Source organism: Enterococcus sp. HY326 (assembly GCF_026157065.1).
In the GTDB taxonomy this organism is placed as follows: Bacteria; Bacillota; Bacilli; order Lactobacillales; family Enterococcaceae; genus HY326.
Genome location: NZ_JANLGQ010000001.1, coordinates 511981 through 526549 on the forward strand (window position 1 = coordinate 511981; position 14569 = coordinate 526549).

General features: G+C 39.8%; 13 protein-coding genes. 3 read left to right on the forward strand and 10 right to left on the reverse strand.

Annotated features, from left to right (window positions below):
- Nucleotides 1–207 precede the first annotated feature (207 nt).
- From ORH16_RS02565 to ORH16_RS02575, 3 genes are read left to right on the forward strand one after another with little or no spacing between them, the layout of a single operon-like run.
- Entirely contained in the window at nt 208–1524 is a 1317-nt protein-coding gene (locus ORH16_RS02565; protein ID WP_265455950.1) for a sensor histidine kinase, read from the forward strand.
- Nucleotides 1525–1565: 41 nt separating this feature from the next.
- A complete protein-coding gene (locus ORH16_RS02570) occupies nt 1566–1691 on the forward strand; it encodes a hypothetical protein (RefSeq protein WP_265455952.1) in 126 nt (41 codons plus the stop codon).
- On the forward strand, nt 1681–2454 hold the full coding sequence (locus ORH16_RS02575; protein ID WP_265455954.1) for a LytR/AlgR family response regulator transcription factor: 774 nt from the start codon (nt 1681–1683) through the stop codon (nt 2452–2454). The genes ORH16_RS02570 and ORH16_RS02575 overlap by 11 nt, the downstream gene beginning before the upstream one ends.
- A gap of 275 nt (nt 2455–2729) precedes the next feature.
- On the opposite strand, the gene ORH16_RS02585 is transcribed toward ORH16_RS02575, so the two are convergent.
- From ORH16_RS02585 to ORH16_RS02630, 10 genes are all read right to left on the reverse strand, one after another.
- A complete protein-coding gene (locus tag ORH16_RS02585; RefSeq protein ID WP_265455956.1) occupies nt 2730–3842 on the reverse strand; it encodes a tyrosine-type recombinase/integrase in 1113 nt (370 codons plus the stop codon).
- 849 nt (nt 3843–4691) lie between these two features.
- Nucleotides 4692–5870, reverse strand: coding sequence for an iron-containing alcohol dehydrogenase (locus ORH16_RS02590; RefSeq protein WP_265455958.1), 1179 nt, complete (start codon nt 5868–5870; stop codon nt 4692–4694).
- Nucleotides 5871–5949: 79 nt separating this feature from the next.
- Nucleotides 5950–6654 (reverse strand): purine-nucleoside phosphorylase, encoded by a 705-nt coding sequence (deoD, locus tag ORH16_RS02595; protein WP_265455960.1) that lies wholly within the window; start codon nt 6652–6654, stop codon nt 5950–5952.
- Between the two features lie 22 nt (nt 6655–6676).
- A complete protein-coding gene (locus ORH16_RS02600) occupies nt 6677–7495 on the reverse strand; it encodes a purine-nucleoside phosphorylase (RefSeq protein WP_265455962.1) in 819 nt (272 codons plus the stop codon).
- Between the two features lie 233 nt (nt 7496–7728).
- A complete protein-coding gene (gene deoB / locus ORH16_RS02605) occupies nt 7729–8895 on the reverse strand; it encodes a phosphopentomutase (protein ID WP_265455964.1) in 1167 nt (388 codons plus the stop codon).
- Between the two features lie 102 nt (nt 8896–8997).
- Nucleotides 8998–9951, reverse strand: a complete 954-nt coding sequence (locus ORH16_RS02610) for an ABC transporter permease (RefSeq protein WP_265455966.1) — start codon at nt 9949–9951, stop codon at nt 8998–9000.
- Nucleotides 9951–11111, reverse strand: a complete 1161-nt coding sequence (locus ORH16_RS02615) for an ABC transporter permease (protein WP_265455967.1) — start codon at nt 11109–11111, stop codon at nt 9951–9953. The genes ORH16_RS02610 and ORH16_RS02615 overlap by 1 nt, the downstream gene beginning before the upstream one ends.
- Entirely contained in the window at nt 11104–12672 is a 1569-nt protein-coding gene (locus ORH16_RS02620) for an ABC transporter ATP-binding protein (RefSeq protein WP_265455969.1), read from the reverse strand. The genes ORH16_RS02615 and ORH16_RS02620 overlap by 8 nt, the downstream gene beginning before the upstream one ends.
- A 318-nt stretch (nt 12673–12990) precedes the next feature.
- Nucleotides 12991–14106 carry a BMP family lipoprotein gene (locus ORH16_RS02625; protein WP_265455971.1) on the reverse strand — a complete coding sequence of 372 codons (1116 nt, stop codon included), beginning with the start codon at nt 14104–14106 and terminating at the stop codon, nt 12991–12993.
- Between the two features lie 64 nt (nt 14107–14170).
- Nucleotides 14171–14569, reverse strand: coding sequence for a cytidine deaminase (locus ORH16_RS02630; RefSeq protein WP_265455972.1), 399 nt, complete (start codon nt 14567–14569; stop codon nt 14171–14173).

The following is a 14569-nucleotide window of genomic DNA, read 5'->3' on the forward strand; positions in this document are numbered from 1 at the left end:
TCTCAAAGACCCACTGGAATACAGAGGCAAATACAAGATAGTTCGAAATTACATCTTCAAAAAAGCTAGTGTCACAGTCTCCTGTTAGTCTTTACATAAAAATAGACTTATTTGCTAACTCGAGTGACCACTCTCAAAATTTTTTGAGAAAATCAGACAAGCTGTGCTTGCAAGTGCCGCTATAACTAATCAGAAAAGGAGTTTGACATGATTTATTTTTATACTCAATTTTTCTCAACTGAGATTAATTTTTTAAATTACCTAGTTCAAACTTTGCCAATTTTAATCACTTTCTATGTCACCATGCGTTATTTTTTTCCGCTAGAAATCCCCCATAGACTCTTGGTGATTACGGCTCTTCCAGTTTTATTAGTTAACGGTATCTTTAATGGCTTAATTCAATATTTTTTTCAAGAAGTAATGGTCATTCATAACGTTTTGATTATTCATTGCTATTTTTTAATGATGATTTTACTCTATCTAATTTATCATCGAGGACAACTGCGGTTCCAACTAAACTTGCTATTAGTCACAATTTCTCTGTTGATTTGGACCGCCTTTTTTGATTATTTGCGAATTTGCCTAATGTATTATTTAGGACCGCCACTGTTTTCAATTTTCACACTAAACTGGTATTTTTTACTTTACCTGTTATTACTGCCACTAATCAGAATCCTGTTAAATTGGGCCAATCAGCGTTTTAGCTGGCCGCTAAAACAATTGGTATTGTTTTTCTGGTATGTTCTGATTGCTCTGGTAATTGTTCAACTTTTTGTCCAAATCAGTGCGGTCACCGCCCAAAATGATTTGCCAGGCTATGTCGCTATCTTTATTTCTTCGACACATCTAGGGATTGCTTTTTTACAATGGCTGGTACCTAATGCGCGTTTTATGGTGGAGCCGGTTAATCAGACAATTCCTTTTAGCACGGCACTGATTGTCTTTGTCATGATAATTATCGGTGCCTTCTTCTTCCTATTATTCTTAAACGATTACCGCAAGCAAAAATTGCTAGAACAGGAAAAGCACAGGTTTGAACTGACTCAGTATGTCGATAACTTAGAAAGCATGTCCCAAAAAATCCGCAAAAATCATCATGATTTCAGCAATATTCTTTTTTCACTGGGTGGTTATATCTATCAAAAGCCGATTAATGAACCAGAATTAAAAAACTATTTTCAAACAGTCAGTCAGACATTTGAGGCTGATTATCAGTATTTTTTAGAGGTTTCGAAATTAAAAAATTTAGAGATTCCAGAACTGAAATCCCTCCTCTTTACAAAAATGATGGTGGCCAACGAGAAGGGCATTGACTTTCACTTAGAAATTGAAGAAACGATTCAAACACTGCCCTTAGATGAGCTCTCTTTATCTCGAATTTTTGGAATCTTGGTGGACAATGCCTTGGAGGCGGCCCTTGAAAGTCCTGTACCTTATGTCCATCTGGCTTTAATTGACAATCAACAAGACTATCTATTTATTGTTGTCAATTCCACAAAAAAAGAGGTCGACGCTGCCTTTTAAAAAAAGGAATCTCAACAAAGGGGCGACACCGAGGCTTAGGATTGGCGATTATCAGGGATATTTTGTTAAATTATAAAAATGAAATTGCCCTAAATACAACCTTTGTCGATTTTGAATTTCGCCAAACGCTGATTTTAAAGAAAAGGGAGTTTCGTGATGGCTATTAATATTTACATTGCAGAGGACAATTTTTCCCAACGACAGCAATTAGTCGCAGCCATTGAAAATTATGCCCTCTTTTCAAATTGGGAAATGAAAATCGTCAGTGCGGTGGCCTCTGGTGAGGAATTGCTAGCCAGTATTGACCACGAAAATCAATGGAATGTCTACTTTCTAGATATCAATCTCGCCGAGGACGCGAAAATCAATAACGGCTTTCTCGTTTCCCAGAAAATCCGCGTTTTCGACCCCTTTGGTTTTATCGTATTTATTACGGTGCGCTCTGAACTGAGCTTCTTGACCTTTCAATACCGGGTTCAGGCCTTGGATTTTATCATCAAAGATCCCGCTGTTAATATTGCAGAGCGAGTTCACAGTTGCCTAAAAACGGTGGAACAGCGGCTAAATTCTTTAACCAATAGCCAAACGCTGCACCTCAACACAGGCAATGATCTGCAATCTTTTTTGGTCGATGACATCCTCTATCTTTCTGCAAACAAGGGCCATGTCCTCTCTTTGTTTACCAGAGAGGACAGCTATCCAATTTATCTGGAGACCCTCAATCATTTAGAAACAGAGCTAGCAAATAGCTTTATCCGCTGTCACCGCAGCTATTTAGTCAACCAAAAGGCCATTCAGCAAATCGCCAAAGATTTCAAAAGCTTGAGTTTAAACGACGGTACGATTATTCCCATTTCAGTGAGGAAAAAGACTCAGGTTAGGGCTTTTCTGCAAGGGCGAGATAGGAAAACCATTGCTGATAATTTCTGATGAACAAGTTGAAGAATATGTTTATCGTTTAAACACTCGACCTAGAAAGTGCTTAGGGTGGAAAACACCCTTCGAAGTATTTTTCAACGAAGTGTTGCATTTGGTTTGACAATTCGAGCAAAAAAAACCGTGACAACTGTCACGGCAAAAAATCTAAAACCTCCTATCAATTTCGAAAAAATAACTTTATCAAAATCAACAGCGATTCCTATATTTAAAATATATAATGTCTTAGAAAAAAATCCTGTTTTAAAACCTAACGTACCCGTGCCTCTTCAATTTCTTTCTTTAAAAATGAAATTGATTTTCTGCATCTCCTTGATTCGTTGCTCCATCAAAGAATCACTATAAGTATCCAAAGTTAATTTAATCGATTGATGGCCCAAAATTTTACTCAAGCTAGCAATATCCATCCCTTGCTCCAAGCATCTAGTCGCAAACGTATGCCTCAACACATGAAAATGAATATCTGAAAAATCAGTTTCGGCAATCAAATTTTTAAAACGCAGGCCGATAATTCGCGGTTCTGCAATCCCATTAACTGTTGACACAACCATCTCATGGTCTAGCTTTCGATAAGGCAGCAAGTATTCCTTCAAAGTATCCGCCAACGGAACTAAACGTCTTGAATATGTAGTTTTTGGTGAATCGATAATCAATTTTGTTTTCAATTTTTCAGATGTGTCATTTTTTATCCGAATTACAGTTTTGTCCACTTTAATCATCTGTTCGGAAAAATCGATGTCCTCCCACTTCAACCCACTGATTTCGCCAATTCTTAGACCAGTATATAAAGAAATCATAATCGGTAAACCATGACGACTATTTCTTGCCAACTTTTCTAACTCCTGCTGTTGGGCTAAGCTCAACGCCGAAATATTACGTTTTTCTTGTTTAGGTAAAACGACTTTATTGGCAATTTCTTGATGGAGATAGTCCCGCTTAACAGCTTCCTTTAAAGATTGTTTGACCAAGCTGAAAATCAATTGAATACTACTGCCACTCAGTCCTTTATCAGACAAGCCGTTGACAAAATTTTGCAAGACAAATTCATCCAACTCAACAAAAGAAATATGACCCAGCACAGGTAAAATATGGACTTGTGCAATTCGTGTATAGCTGGAATCAGTTGAATTTTTTATGCGCTTTTTTAATAACGGATAAAATTCATTCGAAAACCAGTCTCCATAAGTTCTTTTGTGAAACGGTGTTTTCTTCTTGGTAAATGCGTTGACCTTCAACATCAACAAACTATCCTTGACTTCATCATATTTTTTCCCATAGACGTAACCGTATACGATTTTATTTTCAGCAGTCCGACCTTTAATGTAGCGCCCTTCCCACCGGCCATCTTTTCTTTTGTAAATATTTTCTCCACGCTTTACCATAATAATTTCCCTTTCTTTCTTGACGATTCTCTTGACGGCTTAAAGCTATTCTTGTCATTTAATTTCATCATGATATCAATAGAATCCTATACATAATAACAAATTTTACGCAACAATGTTCAATAAAAATCGAAAAAAAAGGTAATTTAATCAATTGACAAAAAACATCATACTTCCAATAAATCAAAAAAAATTATTCAAAAATCACAATAATTTACACGAAATAAGATTGACAATAAATTTAATTACATTTAGAATTAAATTAACGGAATTAGAAATGGAATATTTTATTATATTTCCTATAATACATAGTTATAAGAAGTATTTTATAACTATTGAAATTAAATTTTATTCATACAATATCAAAAAAAAATTATTTTATATCCAATAAAATTTATTCTTGTCATTATCTTCTCTTGGTTTCCCTTCAAAGTTTTATCGTAAATTAGTAGTCATACAATCACTGTTTGCGGTCAATTCTAATTTTTTTACATAAAAAAATTTCAAAAATTATTTGCCTTTATTACCAGAAGTTTGCTACATCTAAAGGGTAATCCTTCTTTTAAACCTTTCACCTTTTGCCAAAAAACCTGCTATAAATTGGTTATCCTCGGTTGTTCTTTCAAGCTGTCTTTGTTAAGAATTTTTTCGCTTGTTTTATTTTGCGTTGTCTCATATGCTTGCTTAAGATTTATCGACTAAGGATTTAGGAGTGAATTTCTGAGCAGTTACTGATGGATTTATCGTAAAATCTCTTCCTTATATTTATTATACAGGCGCTTGTTTCTTTAATAAACAGCACAAAAAAACCGTGGAAATCAATAGGGATATCCACGGTTTTCTATATTTTTACAAATAGCTAGATGGTGTTAGGCAATCTTCGTAAATCGCTTGTACATCAGCTGCTGTCAGCGGCACATAAGCATTCTTTTCAATGCTGCTATGATTTACAGCCCCTTGAGCCATCTCGGAAAATTTTTCTTCATTAATGCCAACCTCAGGTAAAGTCATCGGAATCCCGCAAGCAACAAAGTAATCATATAATTTTTGAATGCCTTCAAGAGCTGCTAGGTGATCAACACTTTCCTGAACATTCCAAACATTGCGGGCAAATTGTGCAAATTTCCCTTCCGTATCAGCATTTAAAGTAAACTTCATCCAGCGAGGCGTCAAAATCGCTAACCCAACACCGTGGGTAATATCATAATAGGCACTCAATTCGTGCTCCATTGGATGGCAAGACCAAGTGCCACCTTTACCGTTACCAGTCAAACCATTTAAAGCCCAAGTGCTGGCCCACATTAGATTTGCTCTGGCATCATAATCATCGGGTGTTTCTAGGGCAATTGGGCAATTCTTAATTACAGCCCGCATCAAACCCTCAGCAGTGAAGTCTTGTACATCTGCACCAGTAGTTTCACTAAAATAATTTTCAATCAGGTGACTCATAATATCTGCAGAACCTGCCGCCGTTTGATATTTAGAAACTGAAAACGTCAAACTTGGATCTAAGAAGGAGGCTTTCGGCAAAAAATTCCAGCCGTGGACGCCTAATTTTTCATTGGTAGTCATATTGGAAATGACCGCCCCACGATTCATTTCACTACCAGTTGCTGCTAAGGTCAAAATATCCACTAAAGGAATTGTCTTTCCTTTGTAATTACGAGCTTTAACAAAGTCCCAAGTCTCTAAGTCAGAAAGTGCCGCACCTGAAATAACCTTGGCGCAGTCGATGGTTGAGCCACCTCCGACAGCTAAAATGACATCAATATCATGTTCTTGACATAATTTTGCGCCTTTAGCGACAGTTTCCACCCGGGGATTAGGCTCAACTCCGGCCAATTCTGTGACGGTAAATTCCTTTAGGACAGTTTGCAGTTTGTCATAAAGACCATTTTTTTTAATACTGCCACCACCATATACTAGTAAAACATTCTTGCCAAATTGACTTAAAACTTCTGGCAGCTCGTCTAAACGATCTTTGCCAAAACGGACATCGGTTGCTACATCAAAACGAAAATTATTCATCTTTGCATTCCTCCATTTCCATTTAATGATAACGAAAAAACAGACAGTTGAAAAGCATTTCAACTGTCTATCTCCATATTTAACTAATCGCTACTTCTAAACCGACTTCAATCATTTCATTGAAGGTCATTTGCCGTTCTTCGGCTGTGGTTTCTTCGCCGGTGATGATGTGATCTGAAACGGTCATGATACCTAATGTTTCTACATTGAATTTTGCACCAAGGTAATACAAGGCGGCCGCTTCCATTTCAACACCTAAAACACCTAATTCAGCGAGTTGCATGGTTTCTGTCATATCATCTTTGTAGAAGGTGTCTTCTGAAAGCACATTGCCGACATGAATGTTAAAACCTTTTGCTTTAGCGACTTCATAGGCCTTCATCAATAAATTGAAATCAGCAATCGGTGGGAAATGGAACATTTGGAAATTTTTTTCAATCATGGAAGAACTAGTGGCAGCTGCCTGTGCCAAAATCAAGTCCCTCACATGGACATCTTTTTGCAGCCCACCGCAAGTACCAACACGAATAAGTCGTTTAACCCCGTATGAATTGATCAGCTCATGGGCATAGATGGTCGCAGATGGCATCCCCATGCCGGTTCCTTGAACGGAAACCCGCTCACCTTTATAAGTTCCGGTATAGCCTAACATGCCCCGCACATTATTGTATAAAACTGGCTCAGTTAAAAAAGTCTCCGCAATATATTTGGCCCGCAATGGATCACCGGGCAGTAAAATTTTATCAGCAATTTCGCCTGCTTTGGCTTCAATATGAACGCTCATCCACTTGATTCTCCTTAAATTTTTATAAGACAGCTAACGTTTCTTTGACTAGTGCTTTAAATTCTTCTTTTACTCGTTCAGTCGTTTCCACTACTTCTGCATGATTCAAGTTTGCCTGCATCCCCGCTGCCAAATTGGTGATGCAAGAAATTCCCAGCACTTTTAACCCAGCATGAACTGCCACTATCACTTCAGGGACTGTTGACATGCCGACTGCATCGCCACCAATTGTGCGAACAAAACGGATTTCTGCTGGTGTTTCATAGGTTGGGCCAGAAAAGCCGACATAAACGCCTTCTTTAATATGCAAATTGCGGGCTTCTGCCACTTCCTTAGCTTTCATGCGGTATTCATGATTGTAGGCTTGGCTCATGTCAGGGAAGCGAGGTCCTAAGTTCTCATCGTTCGGTCCAATCAGCGGATTGTTGCCCATGTAATTAATATGGTCAGTGATTAACATTAAATCCCCTGGCGCAAAGTTTTGATTGACGCCACCACAAGCATTGGTGACTACCATCGAATGAGCCCCTAATTCCTTCATGACCCGTACTGGATACGTGACAGTCTGCATTGAATGGCCTTCATAATAATGAAAACGCCCCTGCATCGCTAAAACGAACTTGCCAGATAGTTTTCCGTACACTAATTGGCCTGCATGACCGACTACCGTTGAGATTGGAAAATGTGGAATTTCCTCATAGGGAATTACGATGGCATCTTCAATCTCCTCAGCCAGTTCACCTAACCCTGAACCTAGAATTAAGCCGAAGTCCACCTCGCCAACACCTAGATGGCGAATAAACGCTGCTGTTTCCTGCAATTTTTTTTGTATGTTTTCCATGAATACCCTCCCATTTTTATTTCAATCAAACATGGTTGTGGGATAGTTTTGACCAGAATTATATCTAACGGATTTGCAATCAACAAAAACTAAAAATGTCTTTCACTAATTAGTAGCATTTACTGAGTAGCGGCAATCCTTGTACTTTGTCTCAGTGACTGATTACATCGCTAGGACAACGACAAGTTAATTCGGATAATATCTGGAAAAACTATATCACAGCCATATTTTTTTTATTTTAAATCAGCTAAAAAGCTTTGACCATTTTCGGTTGCTGGTACAGCAAAGTTTTCGGCAATCGTTGCAGAAATATCCGCATAATGGCCTTGTGGTAAAGCTCCTTGACCCTTGAATTGTTTGCTAAATACTAAAAGAGGCACGTATTCCCGTGTATGGTCAGTCCCCGAGAAGGTTGGATCATTGCCGTGATCAGCTGTAATCATCAACAAGTCGTCTTCTTCCATTGCGGCAATGATTTCCGGTAGACGCGCATCAAAATCATCAATGGCTTGTCCATAGCCGACAACATCCCGACGATGGCCAAATAATGCATCGAAGTCTACTAAGTTGGTGAAGCTTAGCCCAGTGAAGTCTTGGGCCATCACCTTCAATAATTGATCGACACCGTCCATATTGCTTTTAGTCCGAACAAATTCTGTAATCCCCTGACCATTGAAAATATCGTTGATTTTACCAACTGCAATAACATCTTTGCCAGCTTCTTTTAAGGAATCCAAAACAGTATGACCAAAAGGATCAAGCGCATAATCATGGCGATTAGCAGTTCTCGTGAAATTACCGGGCTCGCCAACATAGGGCCGAGCAATAATTCGGCCAATCATGTAAGGATCATCCTTCGTAATATCTCTGACATATTGGCAGATGCGATACAATTCTTCTAAAGGAATAATATCTTCATGGGCGGCAATTTGCAGCACTGGATCAGCTGATGTATAAACGATTAAATCGCCGGTTTTCATTTGGTGTTCGCCGTAATCATCAATCACAGCTGTTCCACTGTATGGTTTATTACAAACCACTTTGCGGCCGGAAAAATCTTCAATTTGTTTTAGTAATTCATCAGGAAAACCATTAGGGAAAACTCTGAACGGCGTTTTGATATCCAATCCCATAATTTCCCAGTGGCCAGTCATTGTATCTTTGCCGACTGAAACTTCTTCTAATTTTGTTGCATAGCCTTGATGATCTTTTACATCGGCCACACCTTTTAAAGGACGAATCGTGCCTAAGCCTAATTTTTCCATATTGGGAATGGTTAAACCGGCAACTTCTGCGATATGGCCTAAGGTATCTGAGCCGACATCACCAAATTTATCGGCATCTGGCGCTTCACCAATACCTACAGAATCCATGACTACTAAATGTACACGTTTAAACATTTGTTTCCTTCCTTTCGCTTTTCAAAAATTTGTCCCTTTAGCCAAATAAAAGGGCGTAACTAAGAAACATGTCCCTTAGTCCCACCCTTATATCATAAACAATTATTTAGATTTAATATAGTTTTTACCACCGGCTTTAGGGCCTGACGCCTTGCCTAAGAACAAGACCAGAACTAAAATCGTCAAGACGTATGGTGCCGCCTGTAGATACACCGCTGGAATCGATGAAATAATTGGTAAATTGGAGCCAGCAATACTGATGTTTTGGGCAAAGCCGAAGAAAATCGCAGCCCCCATTGCCCCGAGAGGATTCCATTTTCCGAAAATCATAGCAGCCATCGAGATGAAACCTTGACCGGAAATCGTAGTTGCGGCGAAGCGACCGGCAATTGATTGAGCAAAAATTGCCCCACCCATACCGCCGAGGAAGCCAGAGATTAACACGCCTGAATAACGCATTGCGTAAACATTAATCCCTAATGTATCAGCTGCCTGCGGATTTTCACCAACAGACCGCAGCCGCAAACCAAATTTTGTTTTAAAAATAACAAACCAAGCAATGATTGCCACAAGAATCGCGAAATATGCCGGCAGCGAAGTCGAACGGAAGAAAATATCGCCAATCACCGGAATATCACTTAAAACAGGGAAGGTAAAATAGCCAAAACGTTGGCTGATACTATCTGTCTGACCTTTTCCGTATAAAACTTTCACCAAGAATACAGCTAGCGCAGGGGCCATCAAATTAACCACGGTACCACTAATGATATGATCAGCTCGTAGATTAATTGTCGCCACCGCATGAAGCAGTGAGAATATCATTCCGATAAAACCACCAAAGAGCATTGCTAGCCACGGTGTCCACGCACCAAAGGAAGAAGCAAATTCAATATTAAAGACAGTTGCACTAAAAGCACCCATTACCATGATGCCTTCAAGACCGACATTGACAATCCCGCTGCGCTCAGAGAAGGTTCCGCCCAAGGCCGTCAAAATTAACGGTGTGGCATAAATCAAAGTTTGGGTAAAAATTGAAGCAATCGTTGAAATATCCATTAGAGGGTCCCTCCTTCTTGACTTTCGTCATCAGGTTTACTTTCAATCTCTGTAACAATTTCGACTTCTTTTTTATTGCGGCTAGTCTTCGCTAATAAGAAGCGAATCAAATAGCTGATGGCAATAAAGAAGATGATGGAGGCAATGACGACATCCACTAATTCAGTTGGAATGCCAGCAAATTGCATCCCTTGTCCACCAAGTTTCAAGACACTGAATAAGATTGCCGATAATAAAATACCAATCGAGCTACCGCCGCCTAATAAGGAAACGGCCATCCCATCAAAACCAATACTTAATGATGCGCTTTGGGTGAAGAAATATTCGTAGGTACCTAAGCCAAGAACAACGCCACCTAAACCAGCTAGTGCTCCGGAAATCACCATCGATACAACGATTGTTCGTTTGCTGCTCATCCCAGCATATTCAGAGGCAAATGGATTCAACCCAACAGAACGAATCTCATATCCCAAAGTTGTTTTCTTCATTAAGAACCAGACAACAACTAAAAAGATAAAGGCCAAGAAAATTCCTAAGTTTAAACGAGAACCATTAGTTAACTCAGATAACCAGCTGGCTCTTAAAGACCCGTTAGAACCAATTTTTGTTAAAGTCTGGGTCACACCTTTGTTACTCATCAGATTTTCGCCCATAACACTATTAGCTAAATAATTACCTGTGTACAAGAAAACATAGTTCAGCATGATGGTCACAATAACTTCACTGGTTCCAAAGAAGGCCCGCAAAAGACCTGGAATAGCTGCTGCTGCCGCACCTGCTAAAGCACCAACGATTACTGCTAAAGGTAAAATTACTAACCGTGGCAAATCACCAAAGGCTAAGGCAACCCACATACTCGCTACCCAGCCGCACAGTGCTTGACCAGAAAGCCCGATATTGAAGAAGCCGGCAGAACTGGCCACTGCAAATCCGAGGGCAGTGAAAATCAATGGACCGGCGGAGACAAAAATTTCCCCGATACTTTTTGGATTTAAAGCACCTGTACTCTGATCTAAAAAGGCTGTCGAAAACATCGTCTGATAGCCGGCGATTGGATCATAGCCAAAGATTGCCATGATAATGGCGCCTAGAATAAAACCTAAGATAACAGATAAAATCGGCACCAGTATATTTCTGATTTTTTCAGCACGATCATTCATCTGAGCCACCTACTTCCACTTTTGCTAATTCTTGGCGGGCTTCTTCTAAAGAGTACCCCGCCATCATCAAGCCTAATTCATTTTCTGAAGTTTCTGAGGCGTTGACAATCCCGACGATTTGACCGGCATGGATTACCGCAATCCGATCAGAAACGTTTAAAATTTCATCTAACTCAAAACTAACTAATAATACAGCCTTGTCTTTATTTCGCTGTTCAATCAAGCGTTTGTGAATGTATTCAATCGCTCCAACATCTAAACCACGAGTTGGTTGAGCGACAATCAAGAGGTCTGGATCACGATCCATTTCCCGAGCGATAATCGCCTTTTGCTGATTTCCCCCAGACAATGCTTTAGCTGGAACAATTTCGTTAACTGTCCGCACGTCATATTCTTCAATTAATTCTCTGGCATGCTCATTTAAATTACCGTAATTTAAAATACCATTTTTACTATTTGGTTCTTGGTAATACGTTTGCAGCGCCATATTTTCGGCCAATGTCATCTCTAAAACTAATCCGTACTTGTGACGGTCTTCAGGTACATGACCGACACCTTCTTCTGTGACTTTACGGGGTTTGAAATTAGTCATGTTTTCCCCTTTGATGGTCACCGTGCCACTCTCGACTTTTCGTAAGCCGGTAATTGCTTGCACCAATTCTGATTGGCCGTTGCCATCAATTCCTGCAATGCCTAGCACTTCGCCAGCTCTTACCTCAAGACTGAGATTTTTAACCGCTTCTAAGCCACGATTTTCCTTAACTGTCAGACCCTCAACCGCTAAGACAACTTCTTTTGGTTTAGCTGGTTGTTTTTCTGTCTTAAAGGAAACGCTGCGGCCCACCATCATGTCCGCTAATTGTTGAGAAGAAACATCCTTGACATTCACAGTCTCAATACTTTTTCCACGGCGGATAACAGTACAACGGTCTGCTACTTTTTTGATTTCATCCAACTTATGGGTAATTAAAATAATCGATTTGCCCTCTTTAATCAAGCCGTGCATAATCTCAATTAATTCATCAATTTCCTGCGGTGTCAAAACAGCAGTCGGTTCATCAAAAATTAGAATATCTGCTCCTCGATATAGTGTTTTTAAGATTTCTACCCGTTGCTGCATCCCCACCGAAATATCTCTAACATAGGCTTTAGGGTCAACAGCCAAATTATAATGCTCTGATACTTTTTCAATCTCAGCAATGGCGGATTTTTGGTTTAAAACCCCAACTTTGGTAGGCTCACTGCCCAGAATAATATTTTCTGCAACAGTAAAAGCGTCAACCAACATAAAGTGCTGATGGACCATCCCGATACCTAGACGATTGGCTGCGGTCGGACCGTTAATGACAACCTTTTGACCATTCAAAAGAATATCGCCAGAAGTTGGTTCCAACAAGCCGGATAAAATATTCATCAGCGTTGACTTACCCGCACCATTTTCCCCTAGCAAAGCATGAATTTCGCCTTTTTTTACCTGAAGATTGATGTTGTCATTGGCTTTGAACTCGCCAAAAGCCTTTGTGATGTGGCGCATTTCAATCACATAGTTTTCTTGAGGCAATTTTTTCACTTCCTAACAGTTTTTTTCCCGAGAAACAAACAATAATTTTAGGTCTTCATAAAAATAATAATTGCAAAAGGACCCGCTAAGGAATTTACCCTTACCAAAAAAGATTTAACTAAGTAAATCTTCTTTGGTAAAGAAGGCTGTAACTTCTCTCTCCTTCAAAAATAAAGACTCTACCGAAAGGTATCAGCGATTAACTTAATACTAAATTGTTGCTGCGAATCTGTTTGTGAATCGCAGCAACAACAATATCCTTCGAGCCGTTTCTTCAAAAAACGGAAATTACAACCTCTTTTTTGTTAAACGTAAAAATTATTCTGCAGGTGTTTCAGAAACAGTTACATCTCCATCAATGATGGCTTGTTTAGCAGCATTGATTGCTGTCATAGCTTCATCAGACAGGTTGCCTTCTGTGATATCAACACCACCATCAGCTAAACCATAGTATAAGTGTTCCCCTCCAGGGAAATCATCGTCTAACGCACGGTTAGCCAAATCTTCCACGGCAGCTCCTACACCTTTAAGTGTTGAAGTTAATGTTAAGTTTGCAGCATTTCCGTCAGCATCAGTATAGTCACCATCAGCTTCTTGATCACGGTCAACACCGATAACCCAAACTTTATCGCCTTCACCAGCTTCGTTCAAAGCAATTGCTTCTTCAAAGACCCCAGCACCAGTACCACCAGAAGCATGATAGATAACATCAATGCCACTGTTGTACATAGAAGCAGCGATAGCTTTACCTTTGGCAGGATCACCAAATGAAGCAGCATATTCAACTTTTACTTCAATGTCTTTGCCTAATTCTTCAGCAGCAGCCGCAACACCTTCTTCAAAACCAGCTTGGAAACGGTCAATTACGACGCCTTCTTCACCACCGATAAAACCAACTTGGTTAGTTAAGGTCGTGTAAGCAGCTGCATAACCTGCTAAGTAAGCTGCTTCGTTATCTCTAAAGGTTGCTGAAGCAACATTGTCCATGTCGTCGATGATACTATCAACAATAACAAAGTTTGTATCAGGATTTGATGCAGCTCCTGTACTGATAGCATCTTCTAATAGATAACCAATCCCAAAAATAGTATTGAATCCTTGCGAAACAGCCGAGTCAACGTTTGTTGTGTATTCAGATGCATCATTTGATTGAATATAAGCGTAACCGCCAGTACCTTCTGCTAAACCGTGTTCTTCGCCCCAAGCAGTCAAACCTTCCCATGCAGATTGGTTAAAGGATTTGTCATCAACTCCACCGATATCCGTGATTACAACTGCACTGTGTGCTGCATCAGTAGTACCGCCGCTTGATGCTGACGTACCACCTGATGAATCAGTCGAACCGCTCGAGTTGTTTCCTCCGCCACAAGCTGCTAGCGTCAACGTTAATGCCAAAGTCGCTGCGCCAAGACCAAATAATTTCGCTTTCTTCATTACTGTAAAGCCCCCTAAATAAGTTTTTTTATTTTCAACAGTCAAAGACTGATTGAATACTGAATTATAAATCCTTATCTGTAAATGCATAAGGCAGCAGTTGCCCCACTGTTGTCTCTTTTATACTATCATTATCCCCTAAAAGTGTCACCGGCATATCCGGTGAACAAAATTCCGCCATCACTTGCCGACAGGCACCGCAAGGAGAAATTGCTTCAGGCGTATGCCCAGCAACCACCAGATGTTTAAACTCCCGCTTGCCTTCTGAAACAGCTTTGAAAAAAGCTGTTCGTTCCGCACAATTACTCAAACCAAATGAGGCATTTTCGATATTAATTCCTTGGTAGATTTCATCTTCTGTCGTTACCAGACAAGCACCTACCGGAAAATGAGAATAAGGAACATAAGCATGGTCCAAGGCTTTTAGAGCAACATCCAGCCATTCTTGTTTTGCTGTGGTCAT